Annotated in this window: 18 protein-coding genes; 9 read left to right on the plus strand and 9 right to left on the minus strand. The window is 53.4% G+C overall.

Features of this window, described 5'->3' with window-relative positions; all coding sequences use genetic code 11:
- Positions 1-23: 23 nt before the first annotated feature.
- From ACO064_RS05785 to ACO064_RS05805, 5 genes are all read right to left on the minus strand, one after another.
- Positions 24-1,106, minus strand: coding sequence for an efflux RND transporter periplasmic adaptor subunit (locus ACO064_RS05785; RefSeq protein ID WP_421826450.1), 1,083 nt, complete (start codon positions 1,104-1,106; stop codon positions 24-26).
- A 6-nt stretch (positions 1,107-1,112) separates the two neighbouring features.
- Positions 1,113-1,418: a hypothetical protein gene (locus ACO064_RS05790; RefSeq protein ID WP_421826451.1), complete on the minus strand. Its 306-nt coding sequence runs from the start codon at positions 1,416-1,418 to the stop codon at positions 1,113-1,115.
- A 263-nt stretch (positions 1,419-1,681) separates the two neighbouring features.
- Positions 1,682-3,037: an ATP-binding protein gene (locus ACO064_RS05795; RefSeq protein WP_421826452.1), complete on the minus strand. Its 1,356-nt coding sequence runs from the start codon at positions 3,035-3,037 to the stop codon at positions 1,682-1,684.
- An 11-nt stretch (positions 3,038-3,048) separates the two neighbouring features.
- On the minus strand, positions 3,049-3,720 hold the full coding sequence (locus ACO064_RS05800) for a response regulator (RefSeq protein ID WP_421826453.1): 672 nt from the start codon (positions 3,718-3,720) through the stop codon (positions 3,049-3,051).
- 233 nt (positions 3,721-3,953) lie between these two features.
- Positions 3,954-4,808 (minus strand): hypothetical protein, encoded by an 855-nt coding sequence (locus ACO064_RS05805; RefSeq protein WP_421826454.1) that lies wholly within the window; start codon positions 4,806-4,808, stop codon positions 3,954-3,956.
- 366 nt (positions 4,809-5,174) lie between these two features.
- On the opposite strand from ACO064_RS05805, the gene ACO064_RS05810 reads away from it, so the two are divergent.
- From ACO064_RS05810 to ACO064_RS05835, 6 genes are all read left to right on the plus strand, one after another.
- On the plus strand, positions 5,175-5,759 hold the full coding sequence (locus tag ACO064_RS05810; RefSeq protein WP_421826455.1) for an RNA polymerase sigma-70 factor: 585 nt from the start codon (positions 5,175-5,177) through the stop codon (positions 5,757-5,759).
- 70 nt (positions 5,760-5,829) lie between these two features.
- A complete protein-coding gene (locus ACO064_RS05815) occupies positions 5,830-6,867 on the plus strand; it encodes a FecR family protein (RefSeq protein WP_421826456.1) in 1,038 nt (345 codons plus the stop codon).
- Between the two features lie 175 nt (positions 6,868-7,042).
- Positions 7,043-10,645, plus strand: a complete 3,603-nt coding sequence (locus ACO064_RS05820) for a TonB-dependent receptor (RefSeq protein ID WP_421826457.1) — start codon at positions 7,043-7,045, stop codon at positions 10,643-10,645.
- 12 nt (positions 10,646-10,657) lie between these two features.
- Entirely contained in the window at positions 10,658-12,388 is a 1,731-nt protein-coding gene (locus ACO064_RS05825; protein ID WP_421826458.1) for a RagB/SusD family nutrient uptake outer membrane protein, read from the plus strand.
- 149 nt (positions 12,389-12,537) lie between these two features.
- On the plus strand, positions 12,538-13,746 hold the full coding sequence (locus ACO064_RS05830) for a metallophosphoesterase family protein (RefSeq protein ID WP_421826459.1): 1,209 nt from the start codon (positions 12,538-12,540) through the stop codon (positions 13,744-13,746).
- Between the two features lie 34 nt (positions 13,747-13,780).
- Positions 13,781-14,587 carry an endonuclease/exonuclease/phosphatase family protein gene (locus tag ACO064_RS05835; RefSeq protein WP_421826460.1) on the plus strand — a complete coding sequence of 269 codons (807 nt, stop codon included), beginning with the start codon at positions 13,781-13,783 and terminating at the stop codon, positions 14,585-14,587.
- A 19-nt stretch (positions 14,588-14,606) separates the two neighbouring features.
- Here ACO064_RS05835 and ACO064_RS05840 read toward each other — a convergent pair whose 3' ends face one another.
- Both ACO064_RS05840 and tsaD read right to left on the minus strand, forming a co-directional pair.
- On the minus strand, positions 14,607-15,446 hold the full coding sequence (locus tag ACO064_RS05840; protein WP_421826461.1) for an MOSC domain-containing protein: 840 nt from the start codon (positions 15,444-15,446) through the stop codon (positions 14,607-14,609).
- A gap of 42 nt (positions 15,447-15,488) precedes the next feature.
- Positions 15,489-16,484, minus strand: coding sequence for a tRNA (adenosine(37)-N6)-threonylcarbamoyltransferase complex transferase subunit TsaD (gene tsaD, locus ACO064_RS05845; protein WP_421826462.1), 996 nt, complete (start codon positions 16,482-16,484; stop codon positions 15,489-15,491).
- Positions 16,485-16,640: 156 nt separating this feature from the next.
- On the opposite strand from tsaD, the gene ACO064_RS05850 reads away from it, so the two are divergent.
- The 3 genes from ACO064_RS05850 (at position 16,641) to ACO064_RS05860 (ending at position 23,161) form a co-directional block, all read left to right on the plus strand.
- Positions 16,641-21,281: a translocation/assembly module TamB domain-containing protein gene (locus tag ACO064_RS05850; RefSeq protein ID WP_421826463.1), complete on the plus strand. Its 4,641-nt coding sequence runs from the start codon at positions 16,641-16,643 to the stop codon at positions 21,279-21,281.
- Between the two features lie 288 nt (positions 21,282-21,569).
- On the plus strand, positions 21,570-21,767 hold the full coding sequence (locus tag ACO064_RS05855) for a hypothetical protein (protein WP_421826464.1): 198 nt from the start codon (positions 21,570-21,572) through the stop codon (positions 21,765-21,767).
- A 23-nt stretch (positions 21,768-21,790) separates the two neighbouring features.
- Complete coding sequence (locus tag ACO064_RS05860; protein WP_421826465.1) at positions 21,791-23,161, plus strand: efflux transporter outer membrane subunit; 1,371 nt, start codon at positions 21,791-21,793, stop codon at positions 23,159-23,161.
- A 174-nt stretch (positions 23,162-23,335) separates the two neighbouring features.
- On the opposite strand, the gene ACO064_RS05865 is transcribed toward ACO064_RS05860, so the two are convergent.
- Together ACO064_RS05865 and ACO064_RS05870 are read right to left on the minus strand one after the other, a co-directional pair.
- Positions 23,336-23,698: a high-potential iron-sulfur protein gene (locus ACO064_RS05865; RefSeq protein ID WP_421826466.1), complete on the minus strand. Its 363-nt coding sequence runs from the start codon at positions 23,696-23,698 to the stop codon at positions 23,336-23,338.
- 20 nt (positions 23,699-23,718) lie between these two features.
- Positions 23,719-25,872 carry a PVC-type heme-binding CxxCH protein gene (locus tag ACO064_RS05870; protein ID WP_421826467.1) on the minus strand — a complete coding sequence of 718 codons (2,154 nt, stop codon included), beginning with the start codon at positions 25,870-25,872 and terminating at the stop codon, positions 23,719-23,721.
- Positions 25,873-25,907: the final 35 nt, after the last annotated feature.

Below are 25,907 nucleotides of genomic sequence, written 5' to 3' on the forward strand. Positions count from 1 at the left end.
TCTTTGCAGGTTGGAAAACCGGGTTATTCGGCGTAGAGGCTTAACTTGGACAAAACCGAATCCGGCTGTACGAAGGTGTAGTGGATTTTTTCGTTTTCTTTAACCTGACGCAAGCCTTCCAGCAGGATTTTATCGTCTTTTGTCAGACCAGATCTAACCACAAATATGTGGGGCATTTCCGCAGCGATGGTAATTTCCCGGGACCGAATCTTGCCTTCTTTATCCACCAGATAGACATACTTTTTGTCCAGAACCTCGAAGGTCGCTTTCTGCGGAATAATCAGGGCATTTTTGAGTGGCAGGGTCATCTGGATGTTCCCGGTTTCGCCGTGCCGGAGCAGCCCTTTCGGGTTTGGGAAAGTGGCCCGAAACGCGATATTTCCCGTTTCGTTGTTAAAATCCGCTTCGATGGTTTGAACTACGCCGGGATAATCGAACACCTGCTGGTTGGCCATTAACAGGTTGACATTCTTCAGGTTTTCCTGCTGGGCGTGAGTTTTATAATTCAGGTATTCCGCTTCCGGCACATTGAAATACACCCACATTTTGCTATTGTCAGACAGCGTCGTGAGCAAGTCGCCCTCATCGACGAGGCTTCCCAGCCGCACCTGGAAGTGGTCCATGATGCCATCGAAAGGCGCTCTTACTTCCGTGAAGCCGAGGTGAATCTGCGCAACGGTGACTTCTGCTTTGGCCTTATCCAACTTGGCTTTGGCCAGGGCCAGCTCGTTTTTCGAAACGATGTTGCTGTCAGCCAGGGATTTGGTGTTTTTATATTCCACTTCCACGAAATTGGCTTCGGCCTGGGCTTTCTGGAGTTCGGCCTGGTATTGGATCGGCAGAATCTGAAACATGAGCTGCCCTTTTTTGACCACCTGCCCTTCGTCTACAAAGATTTTTTGGAGGTAGCCCCGTTCCAGTGCTCGTAATTCGATGTGCTGGATGGAATGAATCTGGGAGACGTATTCATTCGTGACGGTGGTATCGGTTTTTAAAGGACTGGTCACCAGATACTTGGTTTCTTCCTCCTTTTCTTCTTTCTTCTCGGAACAGCCTGCCACACCCACCAGGGCACACAAACTCACGAGCATCAATACTTTATTCATAAGGATCTATTTTTTCACGTTACTGGTTTGAAGGGGATGCTGAGGGGGGACGATCTGACCCGGCGGTGCGTTGGGGCCCTGGGCCAATTGCCGAATCAGGCTGTCTTTCTGCTGGTTGGTACGTTTGCAATCCAGAAGCTGCTGTTGCCAAACCACGAGATCGACCGGAGGAATGGCGTTGCCTAATTCATATTCGTAAATCATTCGCTGGCGGCTTTGCTCATACAGCAGAAATCCATTGAACACCAGGGAAAGTGCCAGGGCCAGTCCAAAGCCGTAAAGCAAAATCGAGGGGAAAGTCCGGCGCTGCATCGCTTGTGTCTGTCGAAGATTGACACAAAGCACGCTCCGCCACATTAGAACGGTGTGAGAAGGAAATTAAAAGATCGTAGAAAAGTTTAATATGGCCGATCAGGCCGTTTGAGAAACCTCCTGGCTCTACCTCTAAAATTAGAATAATCAGGGGAATTATGCGGTTTTTGCCAGAAATCAAGTCCACGCTCAGACTTGTGGATCATTAAAAAAGTACTATTCGTCGGATACAGAAAGTATTTTCCTTAACCCGTTCTAACGACCTACCCCAAGCCGGGCAACTGAATTGTCACCGAGGTTCCCCGGTTTACGTCGGAGGTGATCTGGAGAACGCCCTGGTGCAGATCAATGATTTTCTGCGTGACGGCCAGGCCAATGCCATAGCCCGGCACGTCATCAACATTGCCGCCCCGGTACAGCGGATTGAGGATGTGCGCAACATCCGTTTCGGAAATGCCGCGCCCCTGATCGGCTATGGTCACGGTAATCTGGTCTTTTGTGACTTGCAAGTGAACCGAAACCGCTTCGCTCGAATATTTGCAGGCGTTATCCAACACATTCAGAAAAGCGGTTGTCAGCAACGTCGCATTGCCTTTCACAGTAAATGATTCATCCTCATCCGTTCTGAATTGGAGGTTCAGGTTCCGGCCCGGATACTTGGCCTGTACGTGCCCGATGGCGTTGAGCAGGCAATCGTCCACCTGAACGGCGGTCAGCGCAACGGGGCCATCGGTCACTTTGGCCAGGCCCAGCAAACCGTTGGTCAACGCAATCACTTTTTTCAGTTCTTCAACCGCCACTTCCATGCTCTCACGCCAGTCGGCGGGGTTCTGGTCATACCGCAGGGACGTTTCCAGCGTACCGAGGGTATTGGTGAGCGGGGTGCGTAGTTCGTGGGAAGCGTGGGAAACAAAGCTGCGCTGGGAAACAAACGCATCTTCGAGCCGAAACAGCATCTGGTTGAACGTCATGGCGAGTTGCGCAATCTCATCCCGGCGGTTTCCTTCATGAACCCGTTTATGAAGATGCGTGGCGGTGATCTGCTCCACCTCGTCCACAATCTGGGCGATCGGTTTCAGCACTCCCCCGGAAAAATACCACCCGGCCAGCACAATCAGCGCAAACCCCAGCAGATTGGCCAGCAGCAGGATTTGTTGCAGGGTTCCGAGTTTGGCCAGGCCGATCCGGTCGTAGCCCGAGGCAAAAATGTAAAAAAGTTGTCCGCCATGCCGATACGGAATCACAATCGACTCGAGGTGACCACTTTTGAATTCAAACAGCGATTCGGTGGTCAGCAGCGGTATTTTTTCTTTGTAATACTCCGATTCTTTCAGCGTCCGGTTGGTAAAAACCAGATTGTGCCGCTGATCATAAATGCTGATTTGCTCTTCCACGATGGTGAGCAAGTCGGTCCGCACCATGTTTTTAAAAAAGTCATCGTGGAGATGCCGCCGGGAAATGAGCAGACGTCCGGCCACGCGGGCTTTCGACTCCAGCCGACTGTAAAACTCCTCGCGCCGGTACAACGAATAGAAATACCACACCAGCAGCGACAGCGTGAGCTGGATGGCCGTAGCCAGCAGGGTAAAGACGATCGTCAGGCGGTTTCGTATCAGCATACTGTATCGCGTTAATCTTCCCGCAGAACGTACCCCATCCCAACAATGGTATGCAACAACCGGGGCGAAAAATCTTTGTCGATCTTTTTGCGCAGGTAGCTGATATACACATCGATCACGTTGCTGTTCGTATCGAAATTCAGACTCCAGACCCGTTCGCTGATGTCTACCCGCGAGATGATTTTTCCTTTGTTGAGCATGAGGTATTCGATGAGGGCATATTCACGGGTGGTCAGGTCGATGCGTTTGCCCGCCCGGGTCACGGTTTTGGTATCCAGGTTCAGTTCCAGATCGGCCAGCCGAAGGATTTGCTTCGGCCGGGAACCGCTCCGGCGCGTCAACGCCCGAAGGCGCAATAGCAGTTCCTGAAACTCAAACGGTTTGGCCAGATAGTCGTCGGCCCCGGCATTAAAACCGTCCGACTTGTCGGCCAGACTGTCGAGCGCGGTGAGCATCAACACGGGGACAGCCTCATTTTCCGAGCGAATCAGGCGGCACAACTCGAAACCGTTGAGTTGCGGAAGGTTGACATCCAGAATGATGAGATCGAAAATCTCCCGGCGAAACAGGGCCAGCCCGTCCCGTCCATCGTAGGCAACTTCCACTTCGTAGCCCTCGGCCGATATGCCTTTGCGGATAAAAGACGCCAGCCGCTCTTCATCTTCAACAAGCAGGATTTTCATCAGCGTTCATCGGTTGAGTAGTATCACACCAAATTATTAACAAGCTGTTTGAGTTAACCGGGGAGAGCCCTGGAAGGGCGGTCTGTCAATAGGCAATACCATCCATCGGCTAGTGGTAGCTCCGGAGGAGCGGCCTGAAGATGGTTTTAGACCGCTCCTCCGGAGCTACCACTAGCCGATGGATGGTATTGCCTATTGACGGGACAGGCCTCCGGTCTTCATTTAAACAATTTCTAAAGAATCAAACCCGGCAGCCAAAACACGCCGTCGCCGATCCAGCGGTAGCGTTCGTTGGCCAAAAACCGGTTTGGATATCGCTGAATGGTGTACAGCACGGCGCTCATCATGCCCTGAATAATGGCCGCACGCTGGGCAAACCGGTCGTCGGCCATGAAAAAAATCACGAGCGCCAACACGGTTATCACCACCGTCAGCGTCCGCAGCACCACATCGCTCCGGTCGAAGCCCCAGAGGGTCGCCAGCGAATAGGAGGTGTCCGGCAATTCGTAGGCTTCCATCACCGAAAACAGCAACAGGTTCTGGAAAACGATGAGCAGAAACAAAATTCCCAACCCGATTTCGGACCAGCCAATGGTCGGTTTTTGCGCCCACGAACTACCCCAGACGCCAATGGTATACACGAACGTCACCGCTGGTTCTTTCCACGCCAGCCGGGCATTGGAACCCGACAAACGCGAAACGCCCCAAACATACGCCCCCGAAACCAGTGCCAGCCCGGCTCCAAACCACAACACAGACCGGGGTAACCAGAACAACAAAACGACGGAAATCACCGCCAGTCCCATCAAAACCCGCAGCAAAACCGCCTGGTTTTCAGCATGAAACCGGTGACGACGGGTGAGCGGAGCGTTAACCGCCAAACCCTTCCGGACATCGTACAGGCGGTCGGCAGCATAAATAACGAACACACAGATCGCCAGTAAAACTGTTGTTGCCCAACCAACCGGCTGGTGTCCGTCGGGCAAACGGGCCACCATGATATGAGAAATCACCGCGCCGGCCACCACATCGAGACTGAGGTAGTGAAAGCGGTGCAGATACTGCCTGATCGAATCAAAAAACTTCATACAAGGATTTCGATCCCGTTTTCGTGGACGGAACAGAAAATGAATGGTAAAGAGGAACAGAGCCCGCTTTCATGAGCAAGGCAATTCCGGTGCAAAGCTACCTTTTACCGGGTAAAGTCGGCTTTGCATGCCCTAAAAAATGGTGTAATTTTGAAAGAAGCTTTTTCGGGGCGTATTCATCACAAGAACCACGCGCTACCGAAATCGCATTCGGCACACCGTAAAATTTGTATTAACTTTCTGTTAGGTTATACGCCAAAAGTGCGTGATTCCTTAATAGACAAAAGGTCGATAAAACTAAAAAATGCCCGAATTTTGTAAAAAAGCCTTTTAGTTCACCCCAAATGAACTGAGGAAATGCAGGATATGAACCTAACGTATAGCACCTGTTCCGATGAAACCCTCTTGATGTCAATGGGCGACAACGACGACGAACGCGCGTTTGCCGAACTTTACAACCGGTATTTCCGGCCGTTGTTCAATTATGCATACAGCAAGGTAAACGATCAGTTCATTGCCCAGGAAATTATTCAGGAACTGTTTGTCAGTGTGTGGCAACAGCGCGACCGCCCTCCGGTGCAATGCACCCGGTCGTTTTTATTCTCCTGTGTCAAAAACCGTGTCATCTCCTATTACCGGAAAGAACTGACCCGCCGGTATCATTACAACCGGTGGGAAACCCAAACGGACGACTCCAATGCTTTGACGGATCAACAAATCCTGACTTCCGATTTGCAACACCGGTATGAAAAAGGCCTTCACCAACTCCCCCCAAAATGCCGGGAAGTGTTTCTACTGAGCCGGAAAGGCCTTTCAAACCGGGAGATTGCCCTTCAATTAACGATTTCGGAAAAAACCGTTGAACAACACATCACCAAAGCCCTGCGCGTTTTGAAAGCGTATCTGAAAGAGCATTTTGTATACCTGTTCCTGTTGTATCCGATTTTCTAAACTTTTTTTTCAACCGACTAAGGGTTATCCTTCCGGCAGGCGACTTTGGCAGTGAACCATTTCCCACGCTATGCCGCCACCGAACATATCCCCTCTTTTGCTGGATAAATACCTGCGAAATCAATGTACTGAACAGGAAAAAGAATGGGTAGAAGCCTGGTATGCTTCGTTGCGCGGAAACCCCGATTACATCGATTCGCTGCCTGAACCCGAGCAGCGACATTGGCAGCAGGAAACCTTTTTAAACATTCAAAATCAACTGAATCAAGCCGAAAAACCGGTGGCCAAAACCTTCTCCCTGGGCTGGCTCACCGGATTGGCCGCATCGATCGCTCTGCTGATTGGTTTCTATTTCATTTATACCTATTCCGGCCGTCAGCATCGATCCGTTTCAGCACCCGCAGCCCTTGCCAATCAAGCCCCGGGAAAAAAACAGCCACCCCTGATTCATTTCGTCAATCATGAAGCCCGGCCGGTGAAACACCAGCTTCCAGACCACAGCTCGGTCTGGATGCACCCGGGGGCGTCGATTGCCTACCCGGAAACGTTCGGTGCCGACCAGCGGTTGGTCACGTTTGCCGGTGAAGGCTTTTTCGATGTGCGCAAAGATCCGGCGCGCCCGTTCCGGATCCAAAGCGGGGAAATGCAGATTAAGGTATTAGGCACCAGCTTTAACGTGAAGGCCCCGGCAACCCACCCGGTTTTTCAGATTTCGGTCGTAACAGGCCGGGTTCAGGTTAGTGCCCCCGACCGCCAGCAGAATGAGCAGCAAGTGATTCTGAAACCACAGCAGCAGGCCACCTTCGAAACGGCTTCAAAACGGCTGGTGTCTTCGGCCATACCGGTGAAGGCCAGAAAGCCGATTTACGAACCCGTTACGATCACCTTTGCCGATACTCCGCTGGATCAGGTCGTAAAAAAACTCGAAAAGCGGTTTGCCGTTCAGATCCGGCTGGCCAATCCGAAAGCCGCTTCCTGTCTGTTCAGCGCCGATTTTGAAAACCAGCCGTTGCCGCTGATTCTGGAAATGCTCTGCACGGCACTGGAAGCAACGTATACCATGAACGGGAATGTAATCCTGCTCGATAGTCCACCCTGTACGGAATGAACCCAATCCCAACACTCATAAACCGACTGCGATGAAAAACCGCTACCCGCTACCTCCTTAATGCCAAAAAACCGGGAGTGTACCACCACCCCCGGCTCAGGTAACCCCTTCGGCTTCGTACCACCGAACGAAGGGGCAGTATCCAACAGTTCTCAACTATCAGACAACCAAAAGTATGCAAATTTTCATCCCTAACAAGTCCGTCGACTGGCGAAAAATCATGCGTATCGGATTACTGCACTGGATTCTTGCCGTATTGCTGACGGGTATCGCCAATGCCCGGGAAATCGCGGCACAGTCGATTCTGAGTAAGGATATGACGCTCCAGCTTACGAATGTTACGCTCAAGGAAGCTCTGGACCGCATCCAGGAAAAAGCCAACACAAAGTTTGTTTACAGCAGCCGGGTGTCGCTGCGGGAACAAGTTTCGATTAACGCTAAAAACCAGAAGCTGGCCCGGATTCTCGACCAACTGCTGATGCCGCGGGGCATTACGTACAAGGTGATCAACGAACAGATCGTGCTGGCCCGCGAACGGGGTTTTAAACCGGAAACGGTGTTGCCGAACCTCGACGAAAAAATGGAAACCTACCTGAGCCGACAGGAAATCCGGCTGAAAGGAACCGTGCGGGCGGCCGACGGGCAGGGCGAAGCGCTGGCCGGGGTGACGGTCGTGCTGAAAGGCACCACGCGCGGAACGACCACTGACGGCAGCGGCAATTATGAACTGGTGGTGCCGAATTCGTCGGCAGTCCTGATTTTCAGTTTTGTTGGCTACACGTCGCAGGAAATTACCGCTGGCAACCGCTCGGTCATCAACGTAACGCTGAATCCGGACAGCAAGAGTCTGGAAGAACTGGTGGTGGTGGGCTACGGAACCCAGAAAAAAGTAAACCTCACGGGCGCCGTGTCGCAGGTACAGGCCAAAGACCTGGAAAACCGCCCCCTGAACAACATGTCGCAGATTTTGCAGGGGATGATTCCAAACCTGAACATCACGTTCGGCACCGGCCAGCCGGGGCAGGGCGGTAGCCTGAACGTGCGCGGAGAAACCTCCATCAACGGCGGTGGACCGCTGGTGCTCATCGACGGCGTGCCGGGCGACATCAACCGCATCAACCCGAACGATGTGGAATCGGTATCGGTGCTGAAAGATGCTGCAGCCTCGGCAATCTACGGCGCGCGGGGTGCGTTTGGGGTGGTGCTGGTGACAACCAAAACCGCCAAAAATGGCAAAACGAGCATTTCGTACAGCAACAACTTTGGCTGGTCGAAACCCACGGTGAGCACCGACTTCCTGACGAATGGATACGAACACACCCGGCTGAACGACGAAGCGTTTATCCGGGCAACGGGAAACAGCTATACCCGGTATTCGGAAGAAGATTATAAGGAACTGGAAGCGCGCCGGTACGACAAAACCGAAAATCCGGCCCGGCCCTGGACCGTCGTCAAAAACGTCAACGGAAAAGATATTTACAATTACTACGGCAACTACGACTGGTGGAACACGGTATTTAACATGTCGCAGCCGTCGGCCCAGCACAATCTGAACCTGTCGGGCGGTACTGACAAAATCAATTATTACCTGTCGGGCTCGATTTTTCAGAAAGACGGGATCATGCGGACCAATACCGACAAGTTTACCTCGTATACGCTGCGCAGCAAGATCAACGCCCAGCTAACGCCCTGGCTGCGGGTGAGCAACAATACGCAGTATTTCGATTCCAAATACACCTATCCGGGTCTGGAAGGGGGCGCCAACGCCAACTTCGTCGCCATTACAGTGCACGCCCTTCCGGCCTATGCGCCCCGCAACCCGGACGGTACGGCGACGTACAACACGCTGAAAAACAACTATTCCATTGGCGACGGTTTGTTTGCCAACCTGCTGAAAGGCGTTGCAGGCGGCAAAAAAGGGGTTCACGAACTGACGACGATCAACTCGGTCACGATTGACTTTACCAAAACCTGGAACCTGGTCGCCAACCACTCCTATTCGTTCTATATCGCCGATGACTGGTACCGTTCGGCCGTGGCCCAATACTCGATCCAGCCCGGTATTCTGACCACGGTGCCGAACTACAACACCGACCAATACCGGCAAACCATGTGGTTCGATCCGATGAATGTCACGAACCTGTATTCATCGTTTAACCACACCCTTGGCAAGCATTACGTGGCGGCAACGGCCGGGATCAACTACGAATCGAAAAAACACCAGCGGTTGTTCGGTGCCCGGAAAAACCTGCTCTCCGAAAGCCTGAATGACCTGAATCTCGGAACCGGCGAGCAATTGTCGGCGGGCGATTCGTACCGGTATTCGCTGTTTGGCGCTTTTTTCCGGCTGAACTATGATTACGCGGGCAAATACCTGCTGGAAGTCAACGGTCGCTACGACGGAACCTCCCGGTTTGGTGAAGGTCGCCGATACGGTTTCTTCCCGTCGGTGTCGGCGGGCTGGCGGATCAGCGAAGAATCCTTCTTTGAACCGCTACGGAACGTGGTGAACAACCTCAAAATCCGGGCTTCGTACGGAACCCTGGGGAACCAGTTGCCGTCTAATACCGCATCAGCCAGTTTTTATCCGTACGTGTCGATCATGCCAACGGCGCAGTCGAGTTGGATCAACAACGGCCAGAAACTGTATTACGTCGATAGCCCGAACCCGATTTCGGCCGATCTGACCTGGGAAAAAGCAACCACCTCAAACCTTGGTCTGGACGCCGATCTGTTGAAAAACCGCCTGAATCTGACGTTCGATGCCTACATCCGAAACACCACGGACATGCTGGTGCCGGGTCAGGTGCTTCCAGCGGTGTATGGCGCGACCGTGCCGACCCAAAACGCCGGGGATTTGCAGACCAAGGGCTTCGAGCTGTCGCTGGGCTGGCGGGATCAGTTTAAAGTAGGCGGCAAGACGCTGTCGTACAATGCTTCCTTTATTGTGTCCGATTCAAAATCAACGATTACGAAATACGACAACCCGAACAAAATTCTGTCGAGCCGTTACGTAGGCCAGGTCATTGGTGAAATCTGGGGATACTCCATCGACGGTTTCTTTAAAACCAACGACGAAGCCCAGGCCTATACGGTTGACCAGACGCTCGTAAACCGCCAGCGGCTGAGTGCCCCCGGCGAATGGAGCAAACTGCGGGCCGGTGACATTAAATTCATCGATCTGGACGGCAACGGGAAGATTGACCAGGGTGCCAATACGCTGGCCGATCACGGCGACCTGAAAATCATCGGTAACAGCCGGGCGCGGTACCGCTATGGAATGAACCTCGGCGCATCCTGGAACGGTTTCGATCTGTCGATGCTGGCGCAGGGCATTCTGCGGAAACACTGGTACCCAGGGAACAATGCCGACAAGTTCTGGGGACCGTATTCCCGCCCGTATTACTCCTTCATTCCGAAGGACTTCGAGCAGGATGTCTGGACGCCGGAAAATCCGGATGCCTACTTCCCGGTGTTGCGCGGCTACACGGCGCTGAACAGCGGGGGCGATCTGCAGGCGGCCAACGACCGCTACATTCAGAACGTCGGCTACCTGCGGCTGAAAAACGTGGTCATCGGCTACACCATCCCGGAACTGCTGACGCGTAAAATCCGGATTCCCCGGGCGCGGGTCTACGTCAGTGGCGAAAACCTGCTGACCTACACGCCCCTGCGGACCAAGTACATTGACCCGGAACAGTTTGACGGCGACGCAACAAACGGCCGGACGTATCCGCTGTCAAAAACCGTATCCGCCGGTCTGAGCATTACTTTCTAACTACGACTTTCGATGAAAAAAATAATCAGTCTGATCGCTCTGGCCGTGGGCCTGAGTTCCTGCGATCTGGACCTGCTGCCGCAGGACGCCATCTCGCCCGAGACCTTTTTCAATACCGAAAACGATTTATTGCTGTACACCAATTCGTTTTACAACGCCCTGCCGTCGGCCGAGGATGTGTATAACGAGGACGTGGATAATGTCGTAAAAAACAGCCTGCGCGACGAGTTGCAGGGGACGCGTGTGGTGCCTACGAGCGGGGGCGGCTGGTCGTGGTCCAACCTGCGGAACATCAATTATTTTCTGGCTAATTCCAACAAGTGTCCCGACAAACGGGCCGTAGCCAGATACAACGGGCTGGCGCGGTTTTTCCGGGCGTACTTTTATTTTGGCATGGTGAAGCGGTTTGGCGATGTGCCCTGGTATTCGCACACCATCGAAACCACGGACCTGGACCTGCTCACCAAAGCCCGCGACCCGCGTACGATGGTGATGGATTCCGTGCTGGCCGACCTCAACTACGCCATCGCCAACCTGGATGCCTCCCGCCAACTGAACACGGTGACGAAGTGGACTGCTTTGGCACTGAAATCACGGATGGCGCTGCACGAAGGCACGTTTCGGAAATACCACCCGGAATTTAACCTGCCCAACTCGGACAAATGGCTCGATGAGTGCATCACGGCTTCGGAGGAATTGATGAAAAGCAGTGGCTATACGATCTACAAAGCCACGCCCACGACGGCTTATCTCCGGTTGTTTTCGTCGGACAATGCCATTCCCGACGAGGTGATTCTGGCCCGCGATTTCAGCGACGAACTCCAGGTATACCACAACCTGAACTATTACACGATGACGGCTTCGTATGGCCGGCCGGGGTTAGAAAAGCGCCTGGTGAACAGTTATTTAATGGCCGATGGAACGCCCTTTACGGATATCAAAGGCTACGAAACCAAGCAGTTTGCGGAGGAAGTACAAAACCGCGATCCGCGTTTGGCCCAGACCATCCGGACGCCGGGTTACACGCGCATTGGTGAAAACAACCCGCTGGTGCCCGAATTTGGCGCAACCGTGACGGGCTACCAGTTGATCAAATTTGTTTCGGCCCCGAAATGGGATACGTTCAACAAGGACATCACCGACATGCCGATTTTCCGCTACGCCGAGGTGTTGCTGAACTATGCCGAAGCCAAAGCCGAGCGCGGCACGCTGACCCAGGCTGATCTGGACGCATCCATCAAGTTGATCCGCGACCGGGTAGGCATGCCAACCATCAACCTCGCGGCCGCCAACGCCAAACCGGACCCGTACCAGGCGCAGCAGTATACCCAACTGAAAGGCACAAACACGGGCGTGATCCTGGAAATCCGGCGCGAACGGCGCATCGAACTGGTGATGGAAAACTTTTTCCGCTGGGACGACCTCATTCGCTGGAAAGAAGGGCAGGCGCTCACGAAGCAATACAAGGGCATGTATTTTCCGGGACCGGGCAGCTATGACCTCGACAAAAACGGGAAAGTCGATCTGGTTATTTATGAAGGTACCAAACCGACCGTGCCGGGGGCGCAGTTGCTGAAGTTGGGCAGCGAAATCCTGCTTGAAAACGGCAACAAAGGCGGTAACATCGTGATCAACGGACACATCAACAAGAAGTTCAACGAAGCCCGGGATTACCTCTACCCCATTCCCAAACAGGAGCGATTGTTGAACACCAAGCTGACGCAAAACCCGAATTGGGAATGAGTCCTGATTGAATTTAAAATGTAAAATTCTAAATGCTGAATGTAAAAGTAGAACGTCTGATTTGGTCGGACACCTCACTTTTACATTCGACATTTAAAATTTTACATTTTAAATTAAAAAAGCTTGTCTATTCCTAAATCTTTCTTCCAATGCTATCAGACCGACGTTCGTTTCTGGAAAAAATGGCACAGATCGGGGTGCTGGGCCTGATGCCCGGCCTCTCGGCGGCTGCTCCAACCGGAGAGAAAAACCACTTTGTGGTGGGCCCATACCTGCAAAACCTGGGCAACCATGAGGTAACCATCATGTGGATTACCCACAAAAACTGTTTTAGCTGGGTGGAATACGGTGCCGGGACCTACACCAGCAAACGGGAATTCGGGTATACCAACGGCTTGATCGAAGCCAATAACCGCATCAATAAAATTACGCTGACCAGCCTCAAACCGGGAACGGAACATAAATACAAGATCGTTTCTACCGAAATTTTGGGGTATAAAGGCTCAAAAGTCGAGTTTGGCGAAACCATCAGCAGTCCATTGTTCGGTTTTAAAACCCCGCCGGAAAATGAAGAGGAATTCAAAATGGTGGTGTTTAACGACATTCACGACCGCCCGCAGATTATTCCGCAACTCCTGTACCGGCACGGTTATTCGGGCAATAAACGCGATTACGATTTTGTGGTTTTTAACGGTGACTGCTTCGATTGGGTAACGGACGAACAGCAAATGGTCGATCACCTGATCAAACCGGCGGTCGATATTTTTGCGGCCGAAATACCCTTCATTCTGACGCAGGGAAATCACGAGTGCCGGGGCAGCTTTTCCCGCCATATTCCCAATTATTACGCCTATCCCGACGGAAACTATTATTATGCCTTTACCCGCGGCCCGGTGCGGTTTGTCGTGCTGGATTCGGGCGAGGACAAATCCGACGACAGCGTTGAATACGGCGGTTTGTCGGCTTTTGACCGGTACCGGGAAACGCAGAAAAAGTGGCTGGAAAAAGAAATTGAAAGCCCCGAATTTAAAAAAGCGCCTTTCCGGATCGTGCTGATTCATATTTCGCCCTATCATTCGGGCGACTGGCACGGCCCCATGCATGGGCAGCAAGTTTTTGGACCGTTATTGAATAAGGCAAAAATCGATCTTCAGCTTTCGGGACACACGCATCGCTACGGCACCCACGACGCCGATGCCAACCACAATTACCCCATCGTCATCGGGGGTGGACCGCTGGAAGGAAACCGCACCCTGATCAAATTACACGCGACATCGAAAGAGCTGAACCTGAAAATGATCCGTGACGACGGTGAAGTGGTGGGCAAATACACCATTCCGAAAAAGGCCAGAACCTAAACCTTAACGCGCATCCATTCGTAAATCCACTGGCATGAAAAACCTGCTGTTTTTAGTTATTATTTCCCTCACCGCTTACGCCAACGATGGTGCCGTGAAACCGGCCGGCCGACCGGCGAAGAAGATTAAAAACCTGACGGTGATGACCTACAACATCCACCACTGCAATCCACCTTCGGCCGGGACAACAATCGATGTAGCGGCCATCGCCAGGGTGATCAAAAAGGAAAAACCGGATTTCGTTGCCTTGCAGGAAGTCGATGTCAATACCGAACGCTCCGGGAAAGGTCTGAACCAGGCGCGGGAGTTAGCCCGACTGACCGGAATGAATTTCTTTTTTTCCAAGGCCATCGACCACCAGGGCGGGGATTACGGTGTCGCAGTTCTTTCCCGGTTTCCGATTCTGGACTCCACCCGGTTTGACTTGCCGGTTGATGCCACCATCGGTGGGGAACCCCGAACCCTTGCGGCCGTTACGGTGGAAATCGCGAAAGGAAAAAAAGTCATCTTTGCCAGTACGCACCTGGATCTAAAGGAAGTTAACCGCCTTACGCAATCGAAGCTGATTGTCCGGCATTTCGAAAAATCCAATCTTCCCGTGATTCTGGGCGGTGATTTCAATGCCCTGTCCGATAGCAAAGTGATCCGGTTTCTGGACCAGACTTTCGTTCGGAGCTGCCAGGATTGCGCACCGACGATTCCGGTAAAAAATCCAAACCGGGCCATCGACTTTGTTATGTTTAAACCGGAAAGCGCTTTTAAAACCGTATCGACAACGGTAATCGATGAACAATATGCCTCCGACCACTTGCCGGTTATCGTGAAGTTGCAGGTAAAATAAGCCTAAATTCTGGCGTTTGTTAACGAGAAAATGGCAGTCGGGCCGGGCGTTGTTCGAGGATCGTCACCGGGTCGCCGACGCGCAGCAGTCCCGTGGTTTCAGCCAGCACATTCTGGCCGAACAGGATTTTGCTGTCCAGCTTCCGATAGGTCGCCAGCGTTTTGAGCGGTTCTTTTCCTTTTTGACCCGATTCGGGGTCGATGGTCGTCAACACACAGCGGGCGCAGGATTTCACACCGAAGAACGCCAGTTCACCAATTTTAAAGTGATACCAGGTGTCTTCGTCGTGCGGCAAAACGCCCTCCACCACCAGATTGGGCCGAAAACGAACCATATCGAGCGGTTGTTCCACCCGGCGGTTCAGTTCATCCAGCGAATCCGTGCTGATGACCAGATACGGAAAACCGTCGGCAAAACTGACCACATCGTCGGGCTGGGCGTATCTCGGATCGACCGGCCGCAGCGAGTTGTCTGGCATATAAACCAGGCGGCACGGAAAACCGAGCAACCGGCTGAACCACGCGTCCGCTTCCGGGCTAACGACCAGGGAATCAACGGCCTGACGATCCCACACATACGCCATCAGGGACTCTTCGGTTGTTTTGTCCAGGGGAATTTCCAGCACGTCATCCGGGCGATGGCGGTGGTAAACCCGCAGATGCCGATCGGCCAGTTCGACCTCGACCAGCGCCATGACGGTATTTTCCCGTTGCGTCAAAAACGTCCCGTCGGGTTTCACCAGCATCCACCGCCGGTCATAGCGAAAGCCTTTCGGTTCGACCATCGCTTCGGAAAGCGAAATACCGCCCAGCGATTTGATGGGGTAAATCCGGATTTCTTTTAAAACAGGTGTATTCATGCGTCAAGGGTAAGGTGGTGTTCGATGGGTAGCAAAACCGTTTTACCAACGCGGCAGCGGGCTCACCTCCTGCGACGTAAATTCACCCTTCAAATACTTGAAATGGGCCGCCATCGCAATCATGGCCGCGTTATCGGTACAGTATTCGAACTTCGGAATGTAGACGTTCCAGCCCTCCTGCCGCCCCAGTTCAGCCAGCGAAGCCCGCAACCCGGAATTGGCCGAAACCCCGCCCGCCAGCGCAATGTCCCGAATGCCGGTTTGCCGGGCGGCTTTCCGCAGTTTGGTCAGCAGAATTTTGATGAGCGTGTGCTGGATGCTGGCGCAAATATCCGGCAGATTCTGCTCGATAAAATCCGGATTGGCCTTCACGCGGTCGCGCAGGAAGTACAGAAAGGCGGTTTTGATGCCACTAAACGAAAAATCCAGTCCCGGCATTTCGACCTCCGGAAACGGATACGCCAGCGGGTTGCCCTGCTGCGCATACCGGTCAATGAGCGGACCACCCGGATAGGGCAAGTTGAGCAGTTTAGCGGTTTTATCGAAGGCTTCCCCCACGGCATCGTCCTGGGTCTGGCCGATAATTTCCATGTCCAGATGATCCCGGATAAGCACAATTTGCGTGTGGCCGCCACTGACGGTCAGACACAGGAACGGAAACTGCGGAATGGTCTGTTCGTCAATGAAATGGGCCAGAACGTGGGCCTGCATGTGGTGGACTTCGATGAGCGGAATGTTCAGCGCCAGGGCCAGGGCTTTGGCAAAGGACGTACCGACCAAAAGTGACCCTAATAAACCCGGTCCGCGCGTAAAAGCTACCGCATTTAGCGCGTTTTTCTCTATATTTGCTTCATGCAGCGCGCGTTCGACCACCGGCACAATCCGTTGCTGATGCACGCGTGAGGCCAGTTCGGGGACGACTCCGCCATACTGTTCGTGGATTAACTGCGTAGCTACAACATTGGATTGTATTTTTCCGTTAACACATACAGCAGCCGACGTCTCGTCGCACGAAGATTCAATTGCCAGAATTGTCATTTTTCAAAATTACTGAATATTAGAAGCAATGAAAAATGAACAATGGATAATGAATAGGGAAACCGTCTTTCATTTCGATTGATCAAACCCAGAATCAGGATGTCTGAACCGGTAGGTAATATTCATTGTTCATTTTTCATTGTTCATTGAGAGCCAATGCGTTCATTTTTCACCATACTTCTCAAAACCCTGCTCTACACCGTTCTGGTGGTCTTGCTGGTGGTCGGAATTGTGGGGGTCAGTCTGCAAATACCGGCAGTTCAGACGAAACTGGTGCGCTATGCCGCCCAACGGGTTTCCGAAAAACTACTGTTCCCGGTCGACATTCAAAAAATTGACATTAATTTCTCGTTCCCCAACGTCTGGGTCAACTCCGTGACGCTGGAGGAAGTCACGATCCGCAACCGCGATCTGAAACCGATGATCCGCGTCGGCCGTCTCGAAGTTACGCTCGCCCTCGAAACGCTGATCAACAATTCAGCCACCGACATTCACCTCGATGAAGTGCTGCTCTACAAGCCCCAGGTCGATCTGGTGAAAGACGCCAAAACCGGCAACCTGAACATTGATGATTTCCTGGAGCGGATCAACGAGATGACCCGCGATACGACCAAACCGTCCATCGCCAATCAGAACATCCCGTTCACCATCGGAAAAGCCACCCTGATCGATGGAAAGTTTACGTACCACGACATGCGGAAACCGACGATGGGCGGGCGACTTTTCGACTACAACCACTTTCTCGTCAGCGGTTTAAGTGCCAACCTGAACAGCTTTCTGCTGCTGGGCGATACCATCGCCGTCAACATCGGCCGCATGAAAGGCTTTGAAAAACAGGCGAATCTGCGGATTCACCGGCTGGACACGAAGTTTCTGTATTGCGCCAAAGAAATGCGGCTCGACAGCCTGTTTGCCCGCATCAACGGGTCGACGGTTCGCAACCGGCTGGTTTTTTCATACGACAGTTTTTCGGCTTTCAACGAGTTTAACGACGAGGTGGTGATGCGGGCCAACCTGCGGAACGCTGTCGTTCGGGCGCAGGATCTGGCTCCGTTTACGTCGTATTTCAACAACAACTTTGACGTCGCCCGGGCGACGGGCGATTACCTGGGCCGGATTCGGAATTTCAAAGTAACCAACGCCGACATCCGGTTTGGCGCCAACTTCCGGAGTCGGCTGGTGGGCGATCTGGCTTTCAAGGGCTTACCGGACAGTGATGTCAATACCGTGGTGGATTTTCGGTTTAAGCCTTCGCAGGTCAATATGGCCGACATCCGGCCGTATTATTCCGATTCGGCGTTCAACTCCATTGCCAGAAAGCTCGGAACGGTCGATTTTGCTGCTACGTATGCTGGCCGCTTCATCGATTTCAAAACCGTCGGGACGTTTAAAACCGGCATTGGGACGGTTTCGGGAGACCTCGCACTGCACCTGAACGGCGATCAGCGGACCACCTACAGTGGCAATCTGAAGCTGTCGGACATCAACGTCGGCTCGCTCATCGACCAGCCGGATCTGGTGCAGAAGGTCGACGGGCAGGGCAAGTTCGTGGGGCGCGGATTGACGATCAAAGACGGTTCACTCGATCTGAATGCGCAGTTTACCCGCGTCGGTTTTCAGAAATACAACTACCGTAACCTGGTCGTGCAGGGAAATTTGCAGCAGTCTTTTTTCCGGGGGCTGGTCAGCGTCAAAGACACGAACCTGACCTTCAACCTGAATGGGGCCTTTGACCTGCGGGGACCGAAAAACCTGTTCGATGTGCGCGGCACGGTTCAACAGGCGAATTTCCTGGCCACGAATCTGCTCGACGACAGCCTGATTGTTCGGAGCGATCTGGATGTTCAATTGCAGGGCAACACGCTCAACGAACTGGTCGGCAATGCCCGGCTGCTGAATACGTTTGTGACCTACGGAAAACGCAGTCTGGTGCTCGACACGTTGTTTATGTCGTCGGTTATTACCGGCAATGAACGGTCGATCAGCATCAATTCCGATTACCTCGACGCCGACCTGAAAGGCAATTTTCAGCTAACGCAGGTCGCCGACGATCTAAACCGCATTGCGAAGGAATACCGCCTTAATTTTGCCGGAAATGCCGCCGGGCTAGCCGCTTATTACCAAGGAAAACTAAAAAAAACGCTGTCGGTTACGCCCTACAACATTGATTATTCCTTCCTGCTAAAAAATTCGCAGCCCCTGCTCACCCTCGTCTATCCATCGCTTTATGTGTCGCCCAACACGAAACTGGAAGGCCGGTTCGGGGTCGATCAATCTTCTTTATTGACGCTGAACGGCACGATCGATACGCTGAAATTTGATGACTACAATTTTTACAAAAGCACCGTCGACCTCAATACCTCCAAGTTCGTCAACTCGCCGGATGTGCTGGCGTCGCTGATCATCAATTCGACCCAGCAACAATTCGGTTCGCTGGCGGCCACCGAAAACTTACAGGCCGAAGCTTCCTGGGATGTGAATCACATTGATTTCACGACCAGCCTGCAACAACAGAAAAGCACCAACCGGGCCGATCTGAATGGGTCGCTGACGTTTAAGGGCGATGCCATCGACATCGAACTGGAACGCTCGAAGTTTCGGTTGCTGGACAGTACCTGGACCATTTCGCCCGAAAACCTGATCCGGGTGGTCGGGCCGGAAATTACCGTCCGGAATCTGGCGGTTTCTAACCGAAACCAGTTGATCTCGGTCAGTGGAAAAGCGTCGCAGGACTCGTTGCAGACGCTGGATATCGAGACCAAGAACTTCCTGCTGGAAACCCTGAACCCGGTGCTGAAAACCAAGGTTTCGGGCGTTGCCAATGGGAAAGTGGCCGTGCGGGGGCTCTACGGTTTGCCGTTGCTGGACGGTGCAATCACCATCGATTCGCTGAAATACAATGATTTTCTGATCGGAAACGTCGTCAACCGCAGCACGCTCGACCAATCGAACCGGATCAATCTGGACACGCGAATCCGGCGGCTCGACCGCGAAGTGCTGGCCATTACCGGTATGTATACGCCGGGCGAATCGGCCGCGAATCCGCTTGATTTAAAGGCGGTTCTGGAAGGGACCGACCTGCGGCTGGTAGAACCGTTTGTCAAAGACCTTGCCTCGAACATCAGCGGAACCGCCACCGGAGTTGTTACGATCAAAGGGAAAGCCGGTAGCCCGGTGCTGGGGGGAACGGTCGACATTACCAACGGAAAACTGACCCTCGATTACCTGAAAGCGGACCTCGGTTTTTCGGATAAAATCTACTTTGGACCCAGCGAAATTGTTGCCAAAAACATGGTTCTGACGGACCTGAATGGCGGGCGGGCCACGTTGCAGGGCGGGGTATTTCACGACGGTTTCAAATATTTTACGGTGGATCTGAACGTCGTGGACATGAAGAATTTCAAGATTCTGAACACAACGCTCAAAGACAACGACCAGTTTTATGGCACCGCCGTGGTGAGCGGACGGGCGGGAATCGAAGGCCCGTTCGACAACCTGGCCATTCGCGCCAATGTCACCAGCAACCGGGGAACGCGGATTTACATTCCGCTCGACCAGGCGGCTTCGGTTTCCCAGGAAGAAGTGATTCGGTTCATTAACGTCAATCCGGCCCATCGCGATAGTGCCAACACCCAGCCAGAGGTTGACCTGTCGGGCATTCGAATGGATTTCAACCTGTCGATCACGCCCGATGCCTACTGCGAAATTCAGTTGGACCGCCAAACTGGCGACATCATCAAGGCCTACGGCAGTGGTCAGTTGGCGATGCGGATCGACACCAAGGGCGATTTCACGATGACGGGGGCCTACGAAATTCAGCAGGGCGAATACACGTTCACGTTTGAAAACGTGATCAACAAACGGTTTCAGATGCTGCCCAACAGCCGCATCACCTGGACCGGCGACCCATATGAAGCAATGGTCGATGTCAAAACCGCCTACACGCAATACGCTTCGCTGGCGCCGATTCTCCAGTATTATTCGTCCAATTCGTCTAATAATCCTGATCGCACCCGCCGGTACCCGGTCGACTTGCTGATCAACCTGAACGGTCGGCTGCTGGCTCCGGATATTTCGTACGATCTGAAAGTCAAAGAATACCCGCAACAACCGGATTTTCGGCAGGCGGTGGCGGCTTTCGAGTCGCGCCTGCAAAGCAATGATCAGGAATTGGGCCGTCAGGTGAGCAGCATTCTGTTATTCAGCCAGTTGGCTCCCGGCGAAGGCCTGGGCCTGATCGATCCGGCCTCGCCCACGAGCAGCAATGTAGTCGGTTCAGGATTGACCAATAGCCTGAGCGAATTGCTTTCGAACCAGATCAGCCGCCTGGCTTCCACGCTGGATAAGAATTTGGATGTGGGCGTTTCGCTGAATGGTCTGGATCAAAATCTGGTCAACAACCTCCAGGTTCGGCTTTCGTACCGCTTCAACGACCGGTTCCGGATCAGCCGGGATGGCGGTTTTACATATGGCCAAAACCAGACCAGCGTGGCCAGTTTGCTCGGCGAATGGACGCTGGAATACTGGCTTTCGCCCGATGGTCAGCTCCGGTTGAAAATGTATAACCGGAACCAGAATCAACTCGGCTCGCTGAATGCCACGACCTACGGAACGCTGACGACCGGGGGCGGAATGAGTATTCAGTACACCCGCTCGTTCAACCGGCTGTTTGGCCCGGCCCCGGAGCCGCCCCGCCCCGGTATCCAACCAATTCCCACACCCGGACAACCCACCACCCCACCCCTTCCCTCGCGGGCTACCTCCGCGCTTCGGGAGCGGGACGATCATCAATTGTGATTAATTAGGTTACAAAAAAAATACAATAGATTATTTGGCAATACGAAGAACTTACATAAATCTATAGAGTTACCGAAACCTTTTTAAAGTTAATAGCTGTTGTTACAGCAATTCGGTTCCGCGCCATCTCTCCTTCGATTTGTTCAATTTTCAGTCAAAGTAGCCCTCTACTTTTCCCGACCTGCTCTGGCTTTTGTTCTGACGCATCCATCTTGAGCATTCCGTCGCTGAGGGGTGCCATCAAGAGCATCGGGGTAGCCACTACGAATCGTATTTTATTGATTAGCTTTGCAAAAGAACACTTACCGGTTACTGCGTTTTCAGCCCATCACCCGGGGGCGCGATTTGGGTACGAACCTCGAAGTATTGGACGGCCTGCAAGGGCAGGAACAGGTAGTGACGAACCCCAACGACCGGCTCAAGGACGGGCAGCAGGTTCGGATTAAGGTGCAGGGACAGGCTTCTGCGACAAAACAAAAAGTATGAGAAAATCGGCGCTTTACAGTTTAATGCTTTTAATGCTTGGCAATGCGGTTGTTCACGCCCAGTCAGCGGCTTCTTCGGGAAGCGCTTCGGGCGGTTCGGTGGCTTCCGCATCCTTTCAAACGAATACGGTTCGCGACGGTTGGGCGGTTTTTCGGGACCGGACGCTGGATTCCCTGATCGATCTGGGCCTGACCAGCAACCCCGACATTCGGGTGGCCGTCAGCAGGGTTGAGGAAGCCCGGATTCGGGTTCGGGTGGCCGAGTCATTCCTGTCTCCGTCGGTTCGCAGCAGCCTGAATTTCAACACCCAAAGCTTATCACAATACCGCCCGATTGCCATTCCGGTTGCCACCGACAAACTGCCCCGCTTGCAGCTCAACTCGCTGCAGGTTTTGCCCATCGACGCCAGCTACGAAGTGGATCTGTTCAAGCGGATTCGCAATACCGTGCGGGTTACCGACCTGCAACGCCAGGTGACAGAATCGGATGTGCAGATTACGCAACTGATTGTGGCTTCGGAAGTGGCCCGGCTTTATTACCTCATTCGCGCCAACGACAGTGAGCAGGCCGTTCTCCGGCGCAACATCGGCCTTCGCGATTCCACCATTTCCATCATTCGCGCCCGTTTTCAGGCTGGTTTGACCAACGAAATCGACGCCAAACGGGCCGAAACCGACATTGCCAACGTGCGGGTCCAGCTGCTGGGTCTGGAGCGAAACCGGACCGAACTCGTCAACGGTTTATCAGGACTCTGCGGGCAGGACCCGGCCACGTTCACGGTGTCCGTCGGACGGCTGGGAACCGGCTTGCCCGAATTGCCTTTCACCGCCATTTCGGCCGATCAACTGCGCCGTCGCCCGGATTTGCTTCAGTCCGAACAGCAATCGCAGGCCGCCAACGTTCAGATTCTGGTCAACCGGTCGGCCCTGTATCCCCGCATCAACCTTGTGGGAGCCGGAGGAACTTTGACGGGCCGCATTGGTACGTTGTTTTTCCCGGCCAGTATGACCTATTTACTCGGGTTCAACGCCAGTGTACCGATTTTTGAAGGAAAACGGAATCAGCAAAACATCCGATTGGCTCAACAGCAATTCAAAACCGCCGATGCCTCCTATCAGCAACGGATGCTGGTGGCCCAGCGCGAAGCCGAAACCGCCCTCGACAATCTGCAAAGCATGCGTGCGCAAATCGACGCTCAAAATCTGGCCCTCGAATCAGCCCGGTATACCGAACGACTCAACCGGGAACTCTATACCAAAGGCCTGACGACGTTTCTGGAAGTGCTCGATTCGCAGCGCACGGTTCTTGACTCCGAACGCCAGTTGGTGCTGTTACAGGGCCAACGGGCGTCGTTCACCGTCGCTTTGCTGAAAGCCCTGGGAGGAAGTTTTTAAGAACAGAACTTACGTCGGATAATTACTGCCACACTTTCGCTTTTGCCCCGTTCCCCTTTAGGGGACTTGGACGCAGCTTAATCCGGATTCAGTAAGTCCCCTTTAGGGGAACGGGGCAAAAGCGAAAGTCCTAAATAAGTAACGACCGACAGTGTTCCGTTTGTTTTTTAAATGCTAGCCTTTTACCTGCGGAGCCCAGTAGGTACAGTTGGCCGTGGCATACACCGGGCCTTTGAACAACATGCAACCGCCACAGGCCTTGCCCGCAGCGGGCGGTAACCACAGGTTGCAATTGCTGCACTGCTTGTCGGTGCTGGGCGATTGGGTTACGTAGCCCAATCCCTGGCGGGTTTTCAGATCGCCCTCACTCAGTCCGGAATAATCTTCACAGGGATTGGTTGCCGGTTTTTTCGTTTCATCGGTTTGGGTGGTTGGTTTGGAATCGCAGTTGGTCAGCAGGACGGTTCCGCTGGTTAGTGCCAGACCGACCGTCGCACAGCGTTGCAAAAAAAAACGGCGGGATTTCAGTACATTCATCAATGACAAGGCGTTTGTAATCAGATCGAAAGCGGTTTTGCTAATGCTTCCCGTACGGCCCGGATCGCTTTTTTGACGTCTTCTGCCGGGGCGGTATTTTCCAGACTTTGAAGTGCTTTGGTTACTTCGGCGTTGCCGCCGGTTCTGACTTCCGCTTTGGTTATTCCTTCGGCCAATCCGGTTAAACCCGCCACCTGCCAGCTTTCTTTTCGCTGGGTTGGGCTGTTTAAGAATTCCAGAAACCGGGTTACTTCGGCGGGTTGGTTCCGACGGCCTACGATTTGCGAAAAATCCGCCAGAAACGTCATTTTTCCGGCAGTTGTATCACTAAAAAAGGTCTTCTGATTCAGGAGCGTACGCAGCAATTCCGGCGACGAACCCGCCGGAGAACTCAGCACCGCGGTTCGGAACCAGCCGTTTTCGCTGTGCTTCTGAACCACCTGCGCCAGTGTCGCACCAACGGCGGGGTTCGTGAATTGACCCGCACTCAAACACGCCTGCAACGCCACCTGCACGGACGAATCGCTGGTCATCTTCAACAACTGAGGCAGTAAATCAGGATAGCGTTCGGCCAGCATCAGGCCGTGTTCACGAACGCCGGGATGCGCATCCTGCAAGGCTTTCTGAACCTGCTCCCGGCTGAGGGCGTTCAGACCTTCGAGCGTATAGAACGCGTGCAGCCGGACGCGCGGATCCTTGTTTTGTGCAAATAAAGTCCTGAGTTGCGGAACCACCGACAGATCCCGGCGTTCGAGCAGCAGGCGTTGCGCCTGCAACCGCCACCACCGGTTTGGATGCGCCAGCACCTCGACCAACTCCGCCGGTTTCCGGTTTCGCAGATTGGGCGAAGCAGCCGGGCGGTTTTTCGCCGTCGTCGGCAGAATCCGGTAAATCCGTCCTTTGTCGTTGCCATTCAGGAAATCCATGTCTTCTTTCAGATCCTCCGGAATCGAAACCGGGGTTTCAATGTGCTGGCGGTAAAAGTCGACCACATAAAGTGCGCCATCGGGGCCGGTGGTCAGATTGTCGGGCCGGAACCAGGGGTCGGTGGACGCCAGAAACTCGCGGTCGGTTTCGCCTTCGGCCCGTTTGGCCACGAAGACGGGGTTGTCGGTCAGGGGCATCAGCACATCGCGGTGAATCAAATTTCCGGCCACATCACCCGTAAAAACCGACCCGTAATAGTCGGTCGGAAAGGCGTCTCCGTCGTAAAACATGCCACCGGAAGAACCGGTAAAATGATCCTCAGCATATTCCTGACGATCCAGTTTTGCTTCCGCATATTGCTTCTGCCGCCGTTCGGTACGCTCCTTCCGCCAGTACGGGGGCGGGGTTTGCTGAAACATCACCAGATCATGGTCCGAAATATTGAGGGACGATTTAGAGCCGGGCAAGTGCGGATTTCGGTGCAAATACCGTCCGGCAATCGGTGCCTGCTGAATGTGAATGGTATTTTGGGTAAAGAAGCGATGTCCCCAATCGTCGATAGCCAGCCCAAACTGACCGGACCCCGACTCCACTTCAAACAGTCCGCGATCCAGCCGAAACCGGAAATCCCCGCCATTGACGGTCAGCAGGGGTGCGTCGGGTTTCCGGTTGAACCGGATCTTTCCTTCCTGCCCGTTGTTGTTGGCATAAATCCAATTGTCAATTCCGTAGCGAAGGCTCGTGATCTGGGCTTCGGAATTGTTCGCAAAAAAACCGGTAAAAAGCACTTCCCGGGTGTCGGCCCGGAAGTCGCCATCGGTGTCTTTCAGAAACAGAATATCGGGCGCAGCGGCCACAATCAACCCGCCTTCCCAGGGCAGCACGCTGGTTGCATCCGCGATGGAATCAGCAAAAATCACCGACCGATCCATCCGGCCGTCGTTGTTGGTATCGGCCAGCATCCAGATTTTACCTTTGCCTTTCCCGGTTTCCGGTTTGCCCGGATAATCGCCCATTTCCACCACGTAGGCAACCCCCTGTTCATCGAATACCAGGTCCACCGGGTCGGCGATGAGCGGTTCGGCAGCAACGATCTCGATTTTGAAACCATCCCGAAGCTGAAAACTTTGAAGCGCTTCCTCGGGCGACAACGGATCGGCGTACCGCTTTTTTGAACAGGAAGCAAAAAGGACGATACTCAACAGGCAGGCAATCGATACCAGACGATTGGGGCGGTATTTATTCATGTTTAAGCGGGTAAAGGAGTCTTAACAGATTAGGG

Origin of the sequence: Larkinella sp., from assembly GCF_965227735.1 — a bacterium.
GTDB lineage: Bacteria > Bacteroidota > Bacteroidia > Cytophagales > Spirosomataceae > Larkinella.

Bases quoted from the DNA above. Each gene is read 5' to 3' on its own strand.
- ACO064_RS05785 (WP_421826450.1), bottom strand. From the start codon at position 1,106: ATGAATAAAGTATTGATGCTCGTGAGTTTGTGTGCCCTGGTGGGTGTG.
- ACO064_RS05790 (WP_421826451.1), bottom strand. From the start codon at position 1,418: ATGCAGCGCCGGACTTTCCCCTCGATTTTGCTTTACGGCTTTGGACTG.
- ACO064_RS05795 (WP_421826452.1), bottom strand. From the start codon at position 3,037: ATGCTGATACGAAACCGCCTGACGATCGTCTTTACCCTGCTGGCTACG.
- ACO064_RS05800 (WP_421826453.1), bottom strand. From the start codon at position 3,720: ATGAAAATCCTGCTTGTTGAAGATGAAGAGCGGCTGGCGTCTTTTATC.
- ACO064_RS05805 (WP_421826454.1), bottom strand. From the start codon at position 4,808: ATGAAGTTTTTTGATTCGATCAGGCAGTATCTGCACCGCTTTCACTAC.
- ACO064_RS05810 (WP_421826455.1), top strand. From the start codon at position 5,175: ATGAACCTAACGTATAGCACCTGTTCCGATGAAACCCTCTTGATGTCA.
- ACO064_RS05815 (WP_421826456.1), top strand. From the start codon at position 5,830: ATGCCGCCACCGAACATATCCCCTCTTTTGCTGGATAAATACCTGCGA.
- ACO064_RS05820 (WP_421826457.1), top strand. From the start codon at position 7,043: ATGCAAATTTTCATCCCTAACAAGTCCGTCGACTGGCGAAAAATCATG.
- ACO064_RS05825 (WP_421826458.1), top strand. From the start codon at position 10,658: ATGAAAAAAATAATCAGTCTGATCGCTCTGGCCGTGGGCCTGAGTTCC.
- ACO064_RS05830 (WP_421826459.1), top strand. From the start codon at position 12,538: ATGCTATCAGACCGACGTTCGTTTCTGGAAAAAATGGCACAGATCGGG.
- ACO064_RS05835 (WP_421826460.1), top strand. From the start codon at position 13,781: ATGAAAAACCTGCTGTTTTTAGTTATTATTTCCCTCACCGCTTACGCC.
- ACO064_RS05840 (WP_421826461.1), bottom strand. From the start codon at position 15,446: ATGAATACACCTGTTTTAAAAGAAATCCGGATTTACCCCATCAAATCG.
- tsaD (WP_421826462.1), bottom strand. From the start codon at position 16,484: ATGACAATTCTGGCAATTGAATCTTCGTGCGACGAGACGTCGGCTGCT.
- ACO064_RS05850 (WP_421826463.1), top strand. From the start codon at position 16,641: ATGCGTTCATTTTTCACCATACTTCTCAAAACCCTGCTCTACACCGTT.
- ACO064_RS05860 (WP_421826465.1), top strand. From the start codon at position 21,791: ATGCTTTTAATGCTTGGCAATGCGGTTGTTCACGCCCAGTCAGCGGCT.
- ACO064_RS05865 (WP_421826466.1), bottom strand. From the start codon at position 23,698: ATGAATGTACTGAAATCCCGCCGTTTTTTTTTGCAACGCTGTGCGACG.
- ACO064_RS05870 (WP_421826467.1), bottom strand. From the start codon at position 25,872: ATGAATAAATACCGCCCCAATCGTCTGGTATCGATTGCCTGCCTGTTG.